The sequence below is a fragment of the Pseudoalteromonas sp. T1lg122 genome (assembly GCF_002964825.1).
GTDB lineage: Bacteria > Pseudomonadota > Gammaproteobacteria > Enterobacterales > Alteromonadaceae > Pseudoalteromonas > Pseudoalteromonas gelatinilytica.
Genome location: NZ_PQCG01000032.1, coordinates 534508 through 554661 on the forward strand (window position 1 = coordinate 534508; position 20154 = coordinate 554661).

Below are 20154 nucleotides of genomic sequence, written 5' to 3' on the forward strand. Positions count from 1 at the left end.
TGCATTTTATAATCTTGCAATGATTTTATCTTTATACTCGATATGAGTTTCAAATATGGCGGACGCGGGACGTCTCTTGAAAGAGTGAACCTCCGACCAAATTTGTATCTTTATACTCGATATGAGTTTTCAAATATGGTGGTTGCGGGACGTCTCTTGAAAGAGTGAACCTCCGACCAAATTTGTATCTTTATACTCGATGTGAGTTTCAAATATGGCGGACGCGGGAGGATTCGAACCTCCGACCGCCTGGTTCGTAGCCAGGTACTCTATCCAGCTGAGCTACGCGTCCACACGCACATTTGAATATTGCTAATTTATTCTCTTAGCAAGAGTTAAAGTAAAAAGTGGCGGACGCGGGAGGATTCGAACCTCCGACCGCCTGGTTCGTAGCCAGGTACTCTATCCAGCTGAGCTACGCGTCCACACATATTACTTTCAAGACATGCCATTTTAGGAAAAATGGTGGAGAAGGAGGGATTCGAACCCTCGATAGAGCTACAAACCCTATACTCCCTTAGCAGGGGAGCGCCTTCGGCCACTCGGCCACCTCTCCGTCTTGTGGGGCGTATAATAAAGATTTCAGAAAATATGTCAAACACTTTTCAAGGAAAATCGTATAGATGGTTATAGATTGTCCACTACGAACAAAAACAACTCAGTTTTGTCTAGCCTTTCGCCGTTTTTTCTTTATCACTCAATGGCTCAAGACCCGTCAATGGGATCAATTCATCAGTTAACTCTGCGAGATATTGATCTTGATAGCCCAATTGTTGGAATTCGGCGATGCAGGCACGGTAAAAAACTTCACGCTGATGCTCGCTTTTATTTGTATCTGTTGGCAACTGCGAAGGCTTTTTTGTCATTATTATTAAGTCCATTTATGCATTGAACGAGAATTGCGCAATGATGTCATATTTTGGCTAAAAATAATACTATTGGCCTTGGGATTTGTAGAAAAATTTTACAACTTAGTAACTTTGTTGGAAGACTAATTCAGCATTCCTTTTTAGATCAGGTAATTACATTTTAGTAGTTAAGTTACACGCAATAAAAATCAGAAATTTCTGATAACAAAAACGCCGCTAAAAAGCGGCGTTTTCAAGACTTTTAGCTGATTAATCAGCTTGAGGACGCATGTGTGGGAACAGGATCACGTCTTTAATTGTTGGTGAGTCAGTAAATAACATCACTAGACGGTCGATACCAATACCCTCACCCGCTGTTGGCGGTAAGCCGTACTCTAACGCACGAATGTAATCTTCGTCGTAGTGCATTGCTTCATCATCACCGGCGTCTTTCTCTTCAACTTGACGCGCAAAACGTTCAGCTTGATCTTGTGCATCGTTAAGCTCAGAGAAACCATTCGCTAATTCACGACCACCTACGAAGAATTCGAAACGGTCAGTTACAAATGGGTTTTCATCGTTACGACGTGCAAGTGGAGATACTTCCCACGGGTAAGCGGTAATGAAAGTCGGTTGAATTAACTTATGCTCAGCAGTCTCTTCGAAGATTTCACATAAGAACTTGCCTGGGCCCCATACGCAGTTTTCTGGGATCTTAACGTGTACTTGCTTCGCGTACGCTTTAAGCTCTTCAAAATGGTTTTCAGGGTCATTAAATACTGCAGCATCAAAGTCTGGGTTGTACTTAAGGATAGCTTCGCTCATTGTTAAACGAGCAAAAGGTTGACCAAAATCGTACTCTACTGAATCTACCACTTCACCATTTTCGTTTTTAGTTGTGTTTACAACAATTGGTGAACCAAGTACGTCTGTCGCAACAGTACGTAGCATGTCTTCAGTGATGTTCATCAGGTCAATGTAGTCAGCGTATGCTTGGTAGAATTCGATCATTGTGAATTCTGGGTTATGACGCGTTGATAAACCTTCGTTACGGAAGTTACGGTTGATTTCGAATACACGCTCAAAGCCACCCACAACTAGACGTTTTAAGTAAAGCTCAGGAGCAATACGTAAGTACATGTCGATATCAAGTGCATTGTGGTGTGTTACGAATGGACGAGCAGACGCACCACCTGGGATCACTTGTAGCATAGGTGTTTCAACTTCCATGAAGTCACGATCTGCTAAGAAACGACGGATACCTTCAACAACTTTTGAGCGAATACGGAAGGTTTCACGTGTCGCTTCATTAGTAATTAAGTCAACATAACGTTGACGGTATTTAGTTTCTTGGTCAGATAAACCGTGGAATTTTTCAGGTAACGGGCGTAATGACTTAGTCAGTAACTCATACTCTGTCATTTCAACGTATAGGTCGCCTTTACCAGATTTATTTAGTGCGCCTTTAACACCGATGATGTCACCGATATCAAGTTGACCGTATTTTGCTTTTAATTCTTTTTGTACGTCTTTTGACGCGTACGCTTGAATTTGGCCTTTCATGTCTTGTAACGCAAGGAAAGGACCACGTTTAGCAAGGATACGACCTGCTACTGATACAACGTGCTGCTCAGCAACTAATTCATCTTTCGATTTATCACCAAACTCAGCTTGCAAATCAGCCGTGTAATGTTCACGACGGAATTGGTTTGGATGACCGTTGGCTGGGCAATTTTCGCGGATTGCGTCTAATTTGCCACGACGCTCAGCGATTAACTTATTTTCGTCTTGGATTTGATCAGTCATTTTTTAGCTCTTTTTTAGCTTGGTGGTTATAGGCCAGATTTAAGGCTGGCTTCAATAAATTTATCTAAGTCGCCGTCAAGAACCGCTTGTGTATTACGGTTTTCAACGCCGGTACGTAAGTCTTTAATGCGCGAGTCATCAAGTACGTATGAACGAATTTGACTACCCCAGCCAATATCAGATTTAGCATCTTCTTGGCTTTGTTTCTCAGCATTTTGCTTTTGAATTTCGAGTTCAAACAACTTCGCTTTTAACTGCTTCATTGCTTGGTCTTTATTCTTGTGCTGTGAACGCTCGTTTTGGCACTGTACAACCGTATTGGTTGGTATATGGGTAATACGAACCGCTGACTCTGTTGTATTTACGTGCTGACCACCTGCGCCTGATGCACGGTAAACGTCAATACGTAAGTCTGCCGGATTAATATCAATTTCGATATTATCGTCGATTTCTGGGTAAACGAATGCCGATGCAAACGAGGTATGACGACGACCACTTGAGTCGAACGGGCTCTTACGCACTAAACGGTGAACACCTGTTTCTGTACGTAACCAACCGTATGCATATTCGCCCATGAAGCGCACAGTTGCGCCCTTGATACCAGCCACATCACCATCAGTTGCTTCAACAAGTTCAACTTTAAAGCCTTTTGCTTCACCCCAACGTAAATACATACGCAGTAGCATGTTACACCAGTCTTGGGCTTCAGTGCCGCCAGAACCTGATTGTAAATCAAGGTAAGCATCGTTTTGGTCATGGTCGCCTGAGAACATACGACGGAACTCTAGCTTTTTAAGCTGTGCGTTTAAATCGCCTAATTCAGCTTCAGCTTCAGCGAAGGTTTCTTCATCTTCAGCTTCAACAGCAAGCTCGACTAACCCTTCAACATCTTCGGTACCTGACACTAGATTATCAATGGTCTCAACGATAGCTTCGAGTGCCGACTTTTCACGGCCAAGTGCTTGAGCTCGCTCTGGCTCATTCCACACTGCTGAATCTTCAAGTTCTGCGTTAACTTCTTCTAACCGCTCTTTCTTAAGAGGGTAGTCAAAGGTACCCCCGAAGCAGTTCAGTACGTTCGCGAATTTCCTTGATTTGATTAATCACAGGATTCACTTCAAACATGTACATTACTCCAAAATGGCTGATTTACCGCGCACCGATATCGACAATAAATACGGTAAATTATCTACAAATATTAAAAACGCCCGATTTTAACAAAAAACCGAGCGTTTTATTAGCCTTTTATGTCGATTATAACGATATTTTTATGTCGCTTTTTGTAGCTCTCGAATAATCAACTGTAGCGAGAATTTACCACGGAATTCATTTATATCGAGTTGATAAGCAGCTTTCACATAACGCACTTCGGTATCTGGCCATGCACGCACATCAACACCAAAGGCAATGCCATCAACTAACCGTCCAGATTGATGTTTTAAAACCAGTTTTAAGTGTTTTTCACCAACAATGCGCTGCTGTATTACTTCAAATACATGTTCGAACACTGGTTCTGGAAATTGCTGTCCCCAGGGGCCGGCATTTTTTAGTAAGTTGGCAAATTCCATCGAAAAGCACTCATTAGGTAATTCACCATCGGTAAGTAAAATACTTTGCTTATGCTCCTCAGTGAGTGTGTCTGTCACCATTTGCTCAAACACGGTTTTAAATTCAGTAAAACACTGCTCATTGATACTCAGTCCGGCCGCCATAGCATGACCACCAAATTTACTGATCAAATGCGGATAGAGTGTATTTACTCGCTCGAGTAAGTCTCGCATATGCAGCCCTTCAATAGAGCGGCAAGAGCCTTTGATTTCGCCATTATCGCCAGCGGCAAAAATAATCGTAGGACGGTGATACTTTTCTTTTAAGCGGCCAGCCAAAATACCAATGACACCTTGATGCCAATCAGCTTGATATAAACAAATGGCATCAGGTACTGACTCAGTTTTAAATGCTAAACGGTCAAGCACAGCTTGTGCCTCCGTTTGCATGCCCTGCTCTATTTCACGGCGCTCATGATTGAGGCTGTCGAGCTCACCGGCAATTCGGCGTGCTTGGTTTATATCATTAGATAACAAGCAGGCTATACCTAAACTCATATCATCTAAACGCCCTGCTGCATTTAAGCGTGGCGCCAATGAAAAGCCAAAGTCACTGGCACTTAAACGGGCTGCATTGCGATTTGCCACTTCAATGAGAGCACTAATACCTGGGCGTGTTTTACCACTACGAATACGTGCTAAACCTTGGTGAACTAAGGTACGGTTATTGGCATCAAGCGCGACCACATCGGCCACGGTACCAAGGGCTACAATATCAAGTAACTCAGCCAAATTTGGCATTGGCTGATGCTGAAAATATCCTTGTTCACGTAAGTGGCTACGTAAAGCAATGAGCAGATAAAAAGCAACCCCAACGCCAGCTATCGATTTCGATGGAAACTGACAATCATTGGCGATTCGGATTCACGATAGCGTCGGCATCTGGTAGGGCTTCACCTTGCAAATGGTGATCTGTAACCAGCACCTTAATACCCGCTTGCTTTACAATGGCAATGCCATCAATACATGAAATACCGTTATCAACAGTGATCACCAGCTCGGGTTGCATAGTCACTATTTGCTCAGCAAGCGCAGGACTTAAGCCATAACCTAGGCTGAATCTGTCTGGTACCAAGTAATCAAGGTTCTTTAAGCCGAACATAGCAAGACCTTGCATTAAGGTTGCTGTGCTGGTTGCGCCATCGGCATCAAAGTCTCCGACGATTAACACGCGACTTTGAGCTGCGAGGGCTTGTTGCAATAGCACTACAGCTTTGTCGATATCTTTAAACAACTTAAAGTCATGTAATGTCGCAGCACTGTTATCGAGTTCGGTGGCATTTTGCACCTGACGAGTCGCATATATTTGCTTAATTACAGGGTGTAAATGGTGTGGTAGATGCGAATCATCAACACGAGGACGAGCTTGAATTATTTTTTCCATGTCGGAAACGGTACTTCTTAGCTTAAGACAAATAAAAAAGGCCTACGACAAATAGGCCTTTTCGTTAAAAAATCAGTTATGAAGATGTTTTTGGTAAGGCATCAAGCGCTTGGCTAATTTGCGCAGCTGATTGATAACCTGGGATCATGGTGCCATCTTCTAAAATAATTGCTGGAGTACCCGACATACCAAAGCTTTGACCTAGTTGATAGTGCTCTGCAATTGGTGCGTTACAACCAGGCACTGCAGCGACTTCTGCACCCGCTTTTGCTTCTGTTAATGCTTCAGCAGGGTCTTTAGCACACCATACATTCATTAAATCTTGGTAACCTTTACCACGTAAACCACCACGTGGAAAAGCAAGGTATTTAACGGTGATACCCGCTTCTAAGAAATCATCAAGTTCACGGTGTAACTTACGGCAGTAACCACAGCTGATATCGGTAAATACCGTGATTGAATGCTTTTCGTTTTTCGCTTTATAAACGATCATCGAATCTTCGTACTCAGCAATGCCTTCTTTACGTACATCGCTCAGTGCATGTTCTGTTAGATTGACTCGGTTATTAAGGTCAATCAGTGTTCCTTGCATTAGAAATTGACCGTCAGGGCTTGCATACAGCACGCCTTTGTCAGTAATTAGTTCTTTAAGGCCTGCCACTGGGCTTGGATTGATTTGCTTAACGGTTACGCCTAATTCAGCAAACTTAGCAATAATCGGGGCATCAGCAGCGTCTGTTGTTGATACGCCATTGGCAAACACATTTAAGCTTGTGCCTAGTAGTGCTGTGGCTAAAACTAACTTTTTCATAAATATCCTATATCCTGATCATTTTTTATATAGACCGGTACATCTTTAAAAATCTTGCACTAAGCACGTGGATGATGTTGCTCGTGTACCGACTTCAATCTTTCATTCGCTACATGGGTATAAATTTGTGTTGTTGATAAGTCACTGTGACCTAACATCATTTGCACGACTCTAAGGTCCGCCCCATGATTAAGCAAATGCGTTGCAAACGCGTGTCTGAGCGTATGCGGTGATAACGGCGATTCAACTGATGCCAAAATAGCATAGTGTTTGATGCGATGCCAAAAAGTTTGTCGTGTCATGCCAATCCCGCGCTTAGATGGGAACACAAAGTCAGTGGCATGTTTAATCATTTGCGAACGGCCCACTTTTAAAAACTGCTCAAGCCAGTACATCGCTTCTTCACCTAGGGGAACTAAGCGCTCTTTATTACCCTTACCTTTTACAAAAACCACCGCTTGACGCAAATTAATTTGCTCCATTCTAAGTCCCACCAGCTCAGTGACACGAAGCCCTGTGGCATATAACAGCTCCAGCATGGCTTTATCACGAAGCCCCATTGCATCTTCTATATCTGGGGCTGCAAGCAGTGCTTCTACTTCTGCTTCTGACAGTGTTTTTGGTAATGACTGCCCAGCTTTTGGCTGAGCAATATTGACCATCGGCGAATCGGCAATGGCTTTTTCGCGCACAAAATACTGATAAAAACGCTTCAGCGCGCTGATGCTACGCGCTGTGCTGCGCGACTTCAGTCCTAAATCAACACGGTATGCTAAATACGCTTCAATATCATCTGAGCGGACAGCCAGTAGGTCTTTATCTTTTAAAAATTGGCAAAACTTTTCAAGGTCACTGCGATAAGCGGCTAATGTATTTTCGCTAACTCCTTGCTCAAGATACAGCGTATCTAAAAATAACTCTAAATGTTCGGCGTTATTTGCTGTCATTACACCTTTTTGGGCTTGTGAATTATTATCAGCCACGCGTACTCTCATCCTTATCAAGGTATCAATTGATTATACCTTACGGTAAACTTACGCCTATCATATCAGGCAAATACACAGTGATAAATACGATGCAGATTGGTTTATTTTATGGTTCTACAACCTGCTACACAGAAATAGCAGCCGAGAAAATTCGCGATATTATTGGTCACGACATCGTGAGCCTTCACAATATCAAAGATGAACCATTAAAAAATGCAGAGCAATTTGATTTTGTTATCTTCGGCATTTCAACTTGGGATTTTGGTGAGTTGCAAGAAGATTGGGAATCAATTTGGGACGACATTAAAGATGTTAACCTAAACGGCAAAACCGTGGCTCTGTTTGGTATGGGCGATCAACAAGGTTATGGTCAGTGGTTCCAAGATGCACTTGGCATGTTACACGATGAAATTTGTGATCAAAGCATTACCTTGCTTGGTAAATGGCCTAACGATGCAAGCTATGAATTTGAGGCTTCAAAAGCACTCAGCGAAGATGGCAAACAATTTGTAGGCCTAGCCCTTGATGAAGACAGCCAATACGAGCTCAGCGATGAGCGTATTGCAAGCTGGGTTGAACAGGTCATGACTGAGTACAGCGAAAGTTTGTAAATCATGAATAAAAAAGCCAAGCATTGCTTGGCTTTTTTAATGGTTATTCAACGCGTTGCCAATATTGATTACGATAGAAAAACGCAATATAACCGCGTACTTCAAGTACCTTGCCTTGTTCTTGTGGAGTTAGTTTAAGGGTATAGGTTTTACCATTGTTTGGGTCCAAAATTTCACCCTCTTGCCAGCTACCATCACCAGCATCTTTAGCACCTTCAATAATTTGTAACCCTAAAATAGGCTGATTTTTCTTATCACCTTTACACTTTTCGCAGATTGCATCTTGTTTAGCTGGGTTAAGGATTTTTTCGACACTGCCAACCAATACACCATTTTGCTCACTAATACGTACTAAAGATTTCGCTTCATTGGTTTCTTCGTCAATGGTTTTCCAAAGACCCACAGGCGTCATTGCGGCAAAGCTCAATTGAGAAAATAATAAGGCAGATAAAGCAATTGATAAACGTAACATAAAAAACTCGTATAAAATTTAAGACATTGGCACTATAACAGGGCTTGGTTAATCACACCATTTTGTTATGATCATACAAAGACAACACATTGCGAGGGAACACAATGAGTCAATTCACATTAATTACCGGTGATATTGTCAGTTACGACAGTAATCAGGTTGCCACAATAAACGCCATTGGCGAAATAAAAATAAATCGCTTTGCTGAGCCATTATTTATTCCTGATAGCGCTAAAGCCGCCATTGAACTAGGTCGGCTTGATGATAACTTGTTTAATTTAAAAAAGTTATTACGCTCAGGCTATGCCGACCCTTGCCCAACAACCCGCGTACTAATTGAAACCACAGAGCCTTTACCTGACATCAAAGGTCTGCTAATCAAACGCCGCTTTAGCATTATTGATTTTTGCAGCGCCGAAATAGAAAAGTCGCACAGTAAAGCCGTGTTAGACGCCCTATTAGAGCTTGAATATGTTCAGCAAATTCAGCTTGATGAAGTCATGCAATTACAACCACCTTCCATACAAAAATCACAGATATAATTACATGTTTAGGTAAAAAGCTTTACATAGCTCTTTATAATCTTGGCTATAGCTGCCATCAGCTGCATGTATGGTTAACGATGATGTATCACATTCGCCGTTGTTTTGGCTGAGTAGCAACAAGCTGCGACTTGGTTGTTTTTTCTCGGTAGTACGGACCAAGCAATGGCGATTTAAGTACCAGCCTGCCTGCTCAGCTACCGCAATGAATTGTTTTGCCTCTACGCAAGGCAAAATCACATTCAAAAGCGTTTTGCCGTGGCTAATCCTAGTACACGCTTCTATCAATTCGCTGAAGCTAAGGCCGTCAGTATGACGGGCAGTATTTCGAGCATCATTTTCACCTTTTAGGCTCCCATTAAAATACGGTGGATTGGTGATGATCGCATCAAAAGGCTCTGCTGCGCTAAACGACTGTACTGCTCCTTCGAAAAGGTTTATTTCTGGCCAAGGGCTAGCGGCAAAGTTATCTCGGGCATCACTGCAGGCACCCGTGTCTATTTCAATGGCACTCACACTTGCATCAGACACTCTTTGTTTTGCCATAAGCGCCAGTAATCCAGTGCCTGTGCCTATATCTAAAATGCGCTTAGCTTTATTTATATCAGCCCATGCACCTAACAAAATACCATCGGTCGACACTTTCATCGCCGTGCGTGTTTGCGTTACCGTAAATTGTTTAAACACAAAGCCTGACATTTTTTCACCTTTTCATTCACCACAGCCGCGTTAACGCGTATAATTAGGCTCAATTGTCCTCTATTTATGTCACTCTATGCAATTTTCTGAATTTGATATCGATAACAAGCTGTTAAATGCCATTAATAAAATGGGTTTTGATACGCCAACCAGTATTCAACAACAAGCGATCCCTGAAGCTCTTCAAGGTCGTGATATTTTGGCATCTGCCCCTACTGGTACGGGTAAAACAGCCGCGTTTTTGATCCCTGCAATTCAATACTTGCTTGATTTCCCACGTCGCGATCCTGGCTTTGCGCGCGTATTGATCATGACGCCAACCCGTGAACTTGCTTATCAAATTCATGAGCAATGCGAATTACTTGCAGCACAAACTCATCTTAAAATTGGGGTTGTGACAGGTGGTATAAACTACGGGACACACAGAGAAATATTCGAAAGCAATAACGACATTCTCATTGCCACACCAGGGCGTTTAATGGAGTACCTTGAAACAGAGAACTTCCATGCTGAAAATGTTGAGGTGCTTATTCTTGATGAAGCTGACCGCATGTTAGACATGGGTTTTCGTAAAGAAATGCTTCGTATTTGTGATGAAGCACGTAACCGTCGCCAATGTTTCTTATTCTCAGCCACCCTTGAAGGTGACAGCGTAGAGTTATTTGCGGAGCGTATCTTAAACGATCCGGCACTCCTTGAAGCCGAATCTTCACGTAAAGAGAAAGGCAAAATCCACCAATGGGTTCACCTTGCGGATGACTACGACCACAAACTTAAAATGTTGGTTGAAACGTTAAATGGTGACGACATTCATAAAGCGATTGTGTTTGTTAAAACTCGTGAGCGCTTAGAAACATTAATTGGTGAATTAAACAACGAAGGCCTTCGTGTTGCTTGGTTACGCGGTGAAATGCCACAAGATAAACGCATGAAAGCGATGGAAAATTTTCACTCAGGTCGCAATAATATCTTAGTTGCAACGGATGTGGCTGCACGTGGTATTGATGTTGCTGATATCAGCCATGTTATCAACTTTGATATGCCTCGTACCGCAGACGTTTACGTACACCGTATTGGCCGTACTGGCCGCGCTGGTAAAAAAGGTATTGCGATTTCATTTGTTGAAGCACACGACGTGGCAATTTTAGGCAAGGTTGAGCGCTACATAGAGCAAAAGCTTAAACGCCGAGTGATTAAAGGCTTTGAGCCACAGCACAAAGAAGCAAAAATTCCCTCTAAAAAGAAAAAAGATCCAGTAAAAATGAAGGCTAAGAAAAAAGCCAAAGCTAAAGCGAAGAAGAAAAAGTAGCTTTATTACCCTTACTGAAAAAATGCCGAGCTTGCCTCGGCATTTTTGTACCCTACCCTTTTTACCTAATGAGTGTGTAATTAGTTCACACTTTATTCCCCCTCACCCCATTAATTCAAATAAAACCAATTAAAATCAACAAGTTAAATATTGGAATGATAATTGTAACTGGTTCAGCAATAGTTCACAGCAGACTACATTAACGAGGGAATTGTATGAGCCGCTTCAAATTAACCGTAGTACTTACATCATTAAGCTGTATTTTTTTACTTGCATGCGCAACGAACGTAAGCGCCAATACTAGCGTGCTAACGACTAGTACATCGGCTCAACCGCGCTTACAACAAATGGCACTGCAGAAATTAACAAGCAATCCTAATTTTCGAATTGAAAACCTACAAGTGATTGTTGATGGTGATACTGTTGAACTAAAAGGCATTGCAGAAACAGGCTTTCAAAGAGCTTTAGCACAAAAATTTTTAGAGCATAGCCAAGGTGTGATGCAGATAAAAAACAACCTTAAAGTGAGTAAGCTCAATCACCCATCACTTTAAGGCTAGATTTACAGAGGGGCTTGAGATTATGCGCCGCTTGCTTGCAGGTTGATAAATTTCGCAAGCTCTTCTGGTTGACCCATCAGCATTTGAATTTGCTGATTAATCTCCATCATGCCTTTACCTTCAGGTAATTTTGCCGACACAGAGAAAGACGATAAGCCATTCACAAAATTAGTGATCGCTGCCGCAAGTTCTTCACTCACAGGAACTTGCTGTAATTGCATAGCTACCACTTGCTTAAATTGCTCATGCGTCATACCTTGCGAAGTTAAGAAGCTATCGACCACGGCTTTAAGCTCACCTTCATCAGCTATCGACAGATTAATACGGCGCGGCTCTAACTGAGTGAGTGCTGCCATCATCTTTGATTGCTGTTGTAATTGCTGCTCTAAGGTTAGCTGGCCATCCGCTGCTTCATTTTGCATTTGACTCGCAGCAAGTGATGCTTCCATTAACGCTGTGGTTTTAGCTAAACCAAGATTGAAATTCACATCAGCCACCTCATTCGCAGTCACTTTAAGTGCAAAGTCACTGTCGCCTGAGTCTTTATTGTAATCAAGTGATGAATTTACGTTATAGCTTGTTGATGCTAGCTTGTTATTTGAGTTTTCTGGTAGCTGCGCTAAGAACTCATCGCTAAAACGAAAGTTAGTCATCACAAAGCCTGTGTGCGGTGGTATCGCATCAACTTCATAACCTGACACATCAATGCTGTCGATAGTTGCAACTGGCTCATTACTTAAACTATTTGAAACAGTGATATCAGATAACTGCATGCTGCTATCAAAAATACTTGCTGAGATATCACTGTATTTAATATCTACACCGCTTTGAATTGATAACGCACTAATTTGCTTATCAACCACCTTTTTCACTTCCTGTGTCGCTGCGTAATTTGCGTAAGCCACGCCACCGACAGCCGCAGCAACAACCGCTGCAATAATTAACTTCTTCATTTTATTTCCTTTAATTGGTGTAATTTTTTTATCAGTGTATCAAATTGTATTTAGTTTATTAACGACAATAGTTCATGCACCGTTTTCACCGGCGTGATCTTCGCCCCAAGGCCTTCCATTGATTTATGGTAATTGCGATGCGGGATAAAAATCTCGGTAAAACCATGCTGAGCAGCTTCTTTGACTCGAGGTACGCCACTGTCGATTGGTCTTACATCACCATTTAAACTTAGCTCGCCCATAATACAGGTGGTGCGGGGTACAACAAATTCGTTCAAGCTGCTTAATAACGCTGTTACTAATGCTAAATCGATACAGGTTTCTGACTCATCGATTTTTAAGCCACCGACAATGTTGAAAAAAGTGTCGTGAAAGATTTTTGTTTTTGTGTGCTTACGCAAAATGCCCGTCAGCATCTTGATGCGGTTCATGTTTAAACCAACACATACTCGCTGCGGGAATTCAGCTTCGGTTTCTGTGGTTAAACATTGGATTTCGAGTAGTAAATTACGGTTACCTTTACGGATACAGGTGATTGCAGAGCCCGGAGATTCAGTACTCGAGCCTGACAAAAAGATTTCACTTGGGTTATCAACGCTCAGCATTCCGCGCTCACACATTCTGAAAATACCCACGGTGTCGATATCGCCAAAACGGTTTTTATTAGCACGTAAAGTTCTGATTTGCCCATCGTTGGTATCGATATGCAATAAAGCATCAACGATATGCACGAGTGTTTGCGGCCCTGCAATTTCGTTATTTTTGTTTACATGGGCAATGATGAACATAGTTACATCATTTTGCTTACAATATTGTGTTAAAGCTTGCGCTGCACTTTTAACCTGCGATGGCGAGCCTGGGCTACCATTTGCCGTTTCTGTTACCACAGCCTGAATTGAGTCAATCACCGCGAACTTGATTTTGTTTTTATCAAGTTCTTCAATGATGGCTTCAACGCTGGTTTCAGACAGTAAGTAAAGCTCGTCTTCGTTGTAATCTAAACGTAGGCGATTCACACGGTTTTTGAACTGCGATAGAGACTCTTCAGCTGTACAGTATAAAGACGGCATCAGTTTTGACATACGTGCAACTAAATCTGAGAGCAAGGTAGTTTTACCAGCGCCAGGGTCGCCAGAGATAATGTTAACTGAACCTGTCGTTACACCACCGCTCAATACTCTGTCTAGCTCGCCGATTTCGGTAAGGCGTTTTTCGGCCTCAGTGGTTGCCACTTCATTTATTTTCTTTGAGCCACCGCCTGCGATACCGGCATAACCTGCCACTACCGCACGGCTTGCCGCTTGTTTTGATTGCCCTGCTGAAGGCTTAAATTCTGCCAGCGTATTCCATGCTCCGCATTTACACTGTCCTTGCCAACGCTGATAGTTCATGCCGCACTCAGTGCAGACAAATTCGATTTTTGCTGATTTTGCCATTCGGCCTTACCTATTTTTGTAGCTGATTTGTGACTATTTCTGTATTTTCAAGCATATAATAGCTAAAGTAAAACTTATGACTCAGACGATTAAGTGAGAGTCATTTTTATAATCACAAAAGATAATATGTTGTAACTTGACCCCCTGAAAAACGCTTAATTTAGCTAAGTGCTTAATTAAGAAATAGTTAAGGGCACAGTTTTTGCTTACAAATAAAACTTTACAGTGCTTGCCATTTAATTGGCGAATACATATAACAATAACGAATAAAATAAAAAAGTAGTTACACTGCTTTGGCTTTAAATAGCCCGTTAGTATACCTACTTTTTTAGATAGACGGTGATGGTTTTATAAATGGCTGAAGACATACTGCTTAAATATGAAAGCCTAGTTGAAGAACTAAAGGCACATTTAGGCACTCCCCAGTTCGACAAACTGTTTAAATCAAAGACAGCTAGCTTAACTAAGCCAGAGCAGTTTCTGATCAAAATGGAAATGTCGCGCTTATCTCAGCCAGTGGCACGCTTTATTGATTTACGTGGTCAAGTAACCGGACAAGTCAAACCCTACGAATATGATGGCAAGCAACACTTTATGGACGATACCGCCATTGAAGTGTTTGAAGATGCTATAAAACGCCACGGTGGTTACACACTTGCCGTTTACGAAGCGGTAATGAACACCGAAAATAATCACCGAGTGATGCAAAAAAAAGCCGCAGAACAAGCGTTAACGGACGATAGTACAGCCCCAGAACAATCTGCCAAGGTTATTAAGTTTGCATCCTATGAAAGTCGCCGCGAAGAGCGGATGAACTATTCAATTAAAATCACCGTTGAGCTTGATAAAGACAGTAAAGTTGCGGCATCTACCTCGGATATTTCCCTAAGTGGTGCGAAAATAAAATTAGCGCCTCGCTATCAAGTTAAAAAAGGCCAATTAATTGGTCTGCGCTTAGTCGGCCTAGAACAAGACTTTGAGCTGGGCTTAAAAAACGGTATTCAATATGAAGTAGTTGCGGTAGAAAAAGTCTCTCGTGAGTACAATCATGTACGCTTAAAACGCACTTTTATTGAAAATAATGAAAAGTTTGATGAGTTCTTAGAAAGCTTTATTCATGGCAACAAACGTCGCTATAAAGTGAACTTAGACAATACCCTGGATGCAGTTGTATCGAAAGGCTACGAGCAATACTACATTCCACGTGTTACCTCGTTTTACACTTTTTTAAGCTTACAAGGCGATAAGCTTTACCCTAGCCTTGCGCTCACTACTGAGAATAATATTTTTATTCAGCGCTATTTTTGTGATGAACGTAAGTTGTCATGCTTATATAGCATTATCAATCAGCAGCGCTTAGGTCATCTACTCAGCTCACCCGATGCCGTAAAAGAAGAATACCTGTATACCTTCACTCACACCGTAGCGGGCAAGATTTATTATTATTCAGCCACTCGAACTGAGCTTGAGAGTCAGCCACAACTGAGAGATTTATTCCTCGGATTTGGTAGCCAAAAAGACAGCTGGCAATGCTTTAAGCTTCAGTTGATGCCAAGCCACCCGGAAGATTCATACATTCCGTTATCTCTACCTAGTAGTGCTGGTAAAAATATCGAAAAACTTAATAAGCCCCCTACACCACGGGTGCAAGGGCTGATCAAAGATGTTAAATACCTACTGATATTGACCTCGATCGGCACTAAGTTTGAGCAACAAACGTACCAGCAACTTGATTACAATAAAGATGCAGTAAATCAGCTTAAGCAATTTGGTCACAGCAAACATAAAACGCCTCCTCATTTAGAGCCAGTGGCGCTTGAATATGTGAACCTTCGGGCACATAAACGCTACTTGTACAAAACCGCAGTCTCTATTACTCAAGGTGAAGAGCTTATCACGGGCCACACCCGTGACTTATCTGTGATGGGCTTACAAATAGAGTGTGACCATCCGGTTGAGTTCAAAAAAGGCGATATCATTAAGTTAAACTTGCCTGATTTGCAAAAAATTACCAAAAAGCATGATTTAACAAATTTGGCTTATGAAGTGATGGCAGTGAGTAAATCACTGACAACAGTGAACTTAAAAGTGCATCGTATTGGTGACTTACCCCATATGGCAATTAAGTTTTTTACTGTATTAATCGATAACAACAAAGACAAATTACGTGTTTGTGAAGAAACCCCAAAAATTCCGGGATTATCGACCGCACTTAGAAATATGGTGACCAAAAGCGTATGCCAATTTCCGTTTTATTTACACAAAGAAGCAGCTCACTTTAAAGCTGGCGCTATTGGCCAAGGCTTATACCCTAGCCCTCTTCATGTATTGCTGCAAAACTTTGCGTTATTAAATGAGACAACCAGCATTGATGGATTCTTATCAACGGATCAAATCTCTGAGGTGATCACCCCATTAATCAAAGACCGCAGTCGCCAAGATCCCCCCTTACCATTTACCCTGTTTGTTCGCTTTGATCCGCGCCAAGCTGTGATCAGCGATGCAATTACCAGTCGTTGTATTAGTGAAGATGACTACAAACCACAAACTTTGTTTGTGAAAAAAGCGCTGAAAAACGATTTAGTCTTTGTGTTTCGCTTGTATGTGTCACGGACTGGCCGCCCAGATATTGATTACTTAGCGAATGAGCTGAAATATATTAGTCAGTACGCATTACACAAAGCAAAAGACCTAGAAGAAGCGCTATGGGCAGTAGCCGGTGTGGGTGATTTGATTGATATAACCGAAGAAGCGCTTACCCATTTTGATATTGACCAAAGGCTGATCACGGAAATGAGTAAACGCAAAGCAACTTGGTTAAAGCGAGTAATCTAACGGGAGAGTGAGTAAGTAAGCAACTTGCAGTAATGAACCTTCATTAATTGCAGTTTGTGCTTGCTCAACCACTTTCGGTTTACCGTGCACAGCAACACCAAGCCCTGCCGCAGCCATCATTTTTAAATCATTAGCACCATCACCCATGGCAACAGTTTGGCGGTTATTTAAAGTCAGCTTTTGTTCGATTCGTTTAAGTACACGGGCTTTTTCTTCTGCATCAACAATTGTGCCTATCACCTTGCCTGTTAAACGGTTATCTTTAAATTCGAGAGTATTCGCATGCACTTCATCTAAATCAAGCAGTGACTGCACTTGCTCTGCAAAAGGCACAAAGCCACCCGATGCGATTGCTAAATGCCAGTTATGCGCTTTTAGGTATTGGCATAATTCACTCACGCCCGGCATAAGCGGTAAACGCGCTTTTAAGCCGTCAATTAAATCTACATCGATGCCCTCAAGCTTCGCGACACGCTGCTTTAAGCTTTGTGCAAAGTCGAGCTGCCCGGCCATAGCTTGCGCGGTTACAGCGGCAACTTCGTCATACACATCGGCAAGGCGCGCAATTTCGTCGATACACTCAATAGTAATGGCTGTTGAGTCCATATCCATTAGTAATAAACCTGGTTCATTCACCGTGGGTGGATTCGTTAATTGCACCAGTTGAATCCCCAATTGCTTAGCAAACTCAACTAATACCAGCGGACTTAGTACGCTTGTTGTATCGCTATGAAAGCTCCACGCTGCTGGCAAATCGGCAATTGGCTGATAGCAACAAAGCGATAAATTGCTAGCCCCTTGCGCTGCTAAAAATTCGCTAATCGCAAGCAATTGCTCAGCATTAAGCTCATTACCAAAGGCAACACTAAACACGCCTTGATTTGCTTTTGGCGTAAAGTCTGTTGTAATAAGGTGTTTGTTTTCAATTTTATACCAGCAATTTAGGCTGATTTGTTCTGCTAAATTTGCTGAAGGTGTAGCAGCTAAGCTAAGCTGTGACATAGTGGCTCCACATTAGACTTATGTCTGTCCTTGGTCGTGCATTTGCTACTCGCACTCAAGGGGCTGTTAAAGTTATCATGTTGTACCATCAAATTTAAAAGCTGTCAGTAACGTATACGGTGACTATGAAAAATAACCAACTTAAAATTCCCTTTTCAGCCACTTATCGCCAACGTGTTGTGCGTTTAAGCTTGGCTGCGGCCTGTTTTGTGCTGTTAAGTTGGGTTGCCATGAATAGTAGCTTTCAAAGCCACCAATTACTTTATGATAGCGCTGACAGCACAGCGATAAGCTTAACCAAGTTTATGGCACTAAATGCAAAAACCCCACTGCAAGAAAAAAACAAACCCGAGTTAAATGCGTTATGTAATCATATTGCTGAAGATGAGTATGTGTTAGCGGCAACGATTTACGATCAACAAGGTATCCAAATTGCTGCCAGCGATAATTGGCAAAGTCACCACACCTTTGGTTTATTACCCGATTCAACGCCGGGTATTAGCAAACTCAAAACCCCATTTGTAGAGCCAGTGATAAGTGATGATGAAAGACCAATTGGTTTTGTGTCAATTACCTATTTAACGCAGGCTTCTATTGCAACCAGCCACAGTAGTTTTCATGATTTAGGTCGCCAAGTATTATTAATGTTAGTGATCACCTGTATTTTTACTTGGCAGCTAGGGCGCGGTTTAAAACACTGGCAAATCAACCGTTACATCAAAAAAAGCGCTGAGCAAGAATCATAAAGTTCAGCAGCCAATTGCTGCTTTGCATCCCCTGTCGCGCCTTTAAGCTCACATAAATAAGTGAATACATCACGCACCTTTAGCGGCGTATTAACTTGGCCTTGAAAGCCAGCTAACGGCATTGATGGCGAGTCGGTTTCAAGCACTAAATGCTGTGGCTGAATTGCGTTTATGACTTTACGAGTTTTAGCAGCGCGCGGGTAACTTATTACACCACCGACACCAAGTTTAAACCCTTGTTTAATATAACTCTGAGCTTGTTGTTCTGAGCCTGAGAAGGCATGAATTACACCACCAAACTTTGGCTTGCAGCGCTTAAATGAGCGAGCAATTAAATCATGGCTTTGTCTGTGATGCACAATCAGTGGTAGAGCGAGTTGATTGGCAAGCTCTATTTGCCCTTCAAAAAGCTGTGTTTGCTTATCGAGGTTGTCGATACTGCGATCAAGTCCGCACTCGCCGATGGCAATAAACTGCCCTGAATGGTTTTTTGCTAACTGCTCCAGTTCAGCGAGATGATGAGTTTGGTGTTCAGATAAAAAATAAGGATGTAAGCCTAAAGCAATTGAAATACTTGGCTCTGATTTAGCAAACGATAATAGTTTTGTAGATTGTGCCAAGCTCACGCCCGGCACAATAAAATGCTCGATCCCTTCTTGCTTGCATGCTGTGATGAGCTCTGTGCGAGTTTCATCAAATTCGCTAAAATCAAGGTGACAGTGGGAATCGATAAAACGCATTTACGGATTTAAGCGACCAAACTGCCAACTGCCATCGGCTTGGCGTTGATACATAAAGCGGTCGTGTAAGCGGTGTGCACCGCCTTGCCAAAATTCGATTTTAGTAGGCTCAACACAGTAGCCTCCCCAAAAATCAGGCAATGGAATTTCACCCTCAGAAAACTTTTGCTTCATTTTCGCAAATGTTTCCATTAATACCTTACGTGATGACACAGGACGACTCTGCTGAGATGCCCATGCTGCTAACTGGCTTTCTTTAGGACGCGATAAAAAGTACTTAGCCACAGCCGTTGTTGGTAAAGGTTTAGCTTCACCATAAACAATGACTTGTCGCTCCATATGGTGCCATGGAAAGTGCAGAGAGATTTTGTTATTACCTTTGAGCTCCTGCGCCTTGCGCGAGCCAGTATTGGTAAAAAACACAAAACCATTTTCATCAAGATGCTTTAACAGCACGATACGCTGCGAAGGCTGACCATGTTCATCAACCGTTGCAACGACCATCGCCGTAGGATCAGGCAAATTAGTGGCAACAGCTTGTTCAAGCCATTTTTCAAACTGCTTGATTGGAGATGCATCAAGCATGTCTTCAGATAAACCATCCTGTAAATATTCACGGCGAATATCTTCAAGTTTCATAAAATTCCCTCTATCGCTACTATCAGCTATCAGCTATCAGCTATCAGCTATCAGCTATCAGCTATCAGCTATCAGCTATCAGCTATCAGCTATCAGCTATCAGCTATCAGCTAAAGATTAATCAAGGTTGTTGAACTGTCAATTTGTTGGGTTTCGCTGCGCTCTACC

General features: G+C 42.2%; 18 protein-coding genes, 3 tRNA genes and 1 pseudogene. 6 read left to right on the forward strand and 16 right to left on the reverse strand.

Annotated features, from left to right (window positions below):
• Positions 1-215 precede the first annotated feature (215 nt).
• From C2M33_RS14855 to xerD, 9 genes and pseudogenes are all read right to left on the reverse strand, one after another.
• Positions 216-292 (reverse strand) — tRNA-Arg (locus tag C2M33_RS14855).
• A gap of 56 nt (positions 293-348) precedes the next feature.
• Positions 349-425: transfer RNA gene (locus C2M33_RS14860), tRNA-Arg, on the reverse strand.
• A 38-nt stretch (positions 426-463) separates the two neighbouring features.
• A tRNA-Ser gene (locus C2M33_RS14865) sits at positions 464-556 on the reverse strand.
• 112 nt (positions 557-668) lie between these two features.
• On the reverse strand, positions 669-866 hold the full coding sequence (locus tag C2M33_RS14870) for a hypothetical protein (RefSeq protein WP_063703399.1): 198 nt from the start codon (positions 864-866) through the stop codon (positions 669-671).
• Positions 867-1118: 252 nt separating this feature from the next.
• Entirely contained in the window at positions 1119-2654 is a 1536-nt protein-coding gene (gene lysS / locus C2M33_RS14875) for a lysine--tRNA ligase (RefSeq protein WP_063703397.1), read from the reverse strand.
• A gap of 26 nt (positions 2655-2680) precedes the next feature.
• Positions 2681-3779, reverse strand: a protein-coding gene (gene prfB, locus C2M33_RS14880; protein WP_105174807.1) for a peptide chain release factor 2 whose coding sequence is annotated in 2 segments (ribosomal slippage) — positions 2681-3703 and positions 3705-3779 — 1098 coding nt in all. Because the reading frame shifts where the segments join, the coding sequence is not laid out codon by codon here.
• Positions 3780-3922: 143 nt separating this feature from the next.
• Positions 3923-5645: pseudogene (gene recJ, locus C2M33_RS14885) on the reverse strand (single-stranded-DNA-specific exonuclease RecJ).
• A gap of 76 nt (positions 5646-5721) precedes the next feature.
• Complete coding sequence (gene dsbC, locus C2M33_RS14890) at positions 5722-6456, reverse strand: bifunctional protein-disulfide isomerase/oxidoreductase DsbC (protein WP_063703393.1); 735 nt, start codon at positions 6454-6456, stop codon at positions 5722-5724.
• Between the two features lie 59 nt (positions 6457-6515).
• The gene (gene xerD / locus C2M33_RS14895) at positions 6516-7403 is read right to left on the reverse strand and encodes a site-specific tyrosine recombinase XerD (RefSeq protein WP_229677541.1); all 888 of its coding nucleotides are present in this window, start codon (positions 7401-7403) and stop codon (positions 6516-6518) included.
• A 128-nt stretch (positions 7404-7531) separates the two neighbouring features.
• On the opposite strand from xerD, the gene fldB reads away from it, so the two are divergent.
• The gene (gene fldB / locus C2M33_RS14900; RefSeq protein ID WP_063703534.1) at positions 7532-8053 is read left to right on the forward strand and encodes a flavodoxin FldB; all 522 of its coding nucleotides are present in this window, start codon (positions 7532-7534) and stop codon (positions 8051-8053) included.
• A 43-nt stretch (positions 8054-8096) separates the two neighbouring features.
• Here the strand turns inward: fldB and C2M33_RS14905 are convergent, their stop codons facing one another.
• Positions 8097-8525, reverse strand: a complete 429-nt coding sequence (locus tag C2M33_RS14905) for a DUF2147 domain-containing protein (protein ID WP_063703389.1) — start codon at positions 8523-8525, stop codon at positions 8097-8099.
• A 104-nt stretch (positions 8526-8629) separates the two neighbouring features.
• Here C2M33_RS14905 and C2M33_RS14910 point away from each other — a divergent pair, with 104 nt between their 5' ends.
• On the forward strand, positions 8630-9067 hold the full coding sequence (locus C2M33_RS14910; protein WP_063703387.1) for a hypothetical protein: 438 nt from the start codon (positions 8630-8632) through the stop codon (positions 9065-9067).
• On the opposite strand, the gene C2M33_RS14915 is transcribed toward C2M33_RS14910, so the two are convergent.
• Positions 9068-9766: a tRNA1(Val) (adenine(37)-N6)-methyltransferase gene (locus C2M33_RS14915; RefSeq protein ID WP_105174809.1), complete on the reverse strand. Its 699-nt coding sequence runs from the start codon at positions 9764-9766 to the stop codon at positions 9068-9070.
• A gap of 76 nt (positions 9767-9842) precedes the next feature.
• Here C2M33_RS14915 and srmB point away from each other — a divergent pair, with 76 nt between their 5' ends.
• A complete protein-coding gene (gene srmB / locus C2M33_RS14920; protein WP_063703382.1) occupies positions 9843-11075 on the forward strand; it encodes an ATP-dependent RNA helicase SrmB in 1233 nt (410 codons plus the stop codon).
• A 215-nt stretch (positions 11076-11290) separates the two neighbouring features.
• Positions 11291-11629: a BON domain-containing protein gene (locus tag C2M33_RS14925; RefSeq protein ID WP_063703380.1), complete on the forward strand. Its 339-nt coding sequence runs from the start codon at positions 11291-11293 to the stop codon at positions 11627-11629.
• Between the two features lie 26 nt (positions 11630-11655).
• Here C2M33_RS14925 and C2M33_RS14930 read toward each other — a convergent pair whose 3' ends face one another.
• Positions 11656-12588: a hypothetical protein gene (locus C2M33_RS14930; protein WP_063703378.1), complete on the reverse strand. Its 933-nt coding sequence runs from the start codon at positions 12586-12588 to the stop codon at positions 11656-11658.
• A gap of 50 nt (positions 12589-12638) precedes the next feature.
• On the reverse strand, positions 12639-14024 hold the full coding sequence (gene radA / locus C2M33_RS14935) for a DNA repair protein RadA (RefSeq protein ID WP_063703376.1): 1386 nt from the start codon (positions 14022-14024) through the stop codon (positions 12639-12641).
• Between the two features lie 354 nt (positions 14025-14378).
• Between radA and C2M33_RS14940 the strand changes: the two genes are divergently transcribed.
• On the forward strand, positions 14379-16859 hold the full coding sequence (locus C2M33_RS14940) for a PilZ domain-containing protein (protein ID WP_063703374.1): 2481 nt from the start codon (positions 14379-14381) through the stop codon (positions 16857-16859).
• On the opposite strand, the gene serB is transcribed toward C2M33_RS14940, so the two are convergent.
• Complete coding sequence (gene serB / locus C2M33_RS14945) at positions 16842-17861, reverse strand: phosphoserine phosphatase SerB (RefSeq protein ID WP_105174810.1); 1020 nt, start codon at positions 17859-17861, stop codon at positions 16842-16844. The two genes, C2M33_RS14940 and serB, sit on opposite strands and share 18 nt — an antisense overlap.
• A 125-nt stretch (positions 17862-17986) precedes the next feature.
• On the opposite strand from serB, the gene C2M33_RS14950 reads away from it, so the two are divergent.
• Positions 17987-18607, forward strand: a complete 621-nt coding sequence (locus tag C2M33_RS14950) for an AhpA/YtjB family protein (protein WP_054560826.1) — start codon at positions 17987-17989, stop codon at positions 18605-18607.
• Here the strand turns inward: C2M33_RS14950 and C2M33_RS14955 are convergent.
• Positions 18574-19347 (reverse strand): TatD family hydrolase, encoded by a 774-nt coding sequence (locus tag C2M33_RS14955; RefSeq protein WP_063703369.1) that lies wholly within the window; start codon positions 19345-19347, stop codon positions 18574-18576. The genes C2M33_RS14950 and C2M33_RS14955 overlap by 34 nt on opposite strands.
• Entirely contained in the window at positions 19348-19986 is a 639-nt protein-coding gene (gene pdxH / locus C2M33_RS14960) for a pyridoxamine 5'-phosphate oxidase (protein WP_055020972.1), read from the reverse strand. It lies immediately after the preceding gene.
• Positions 19987-20154 lie beyond the last annotated feature (168 nt).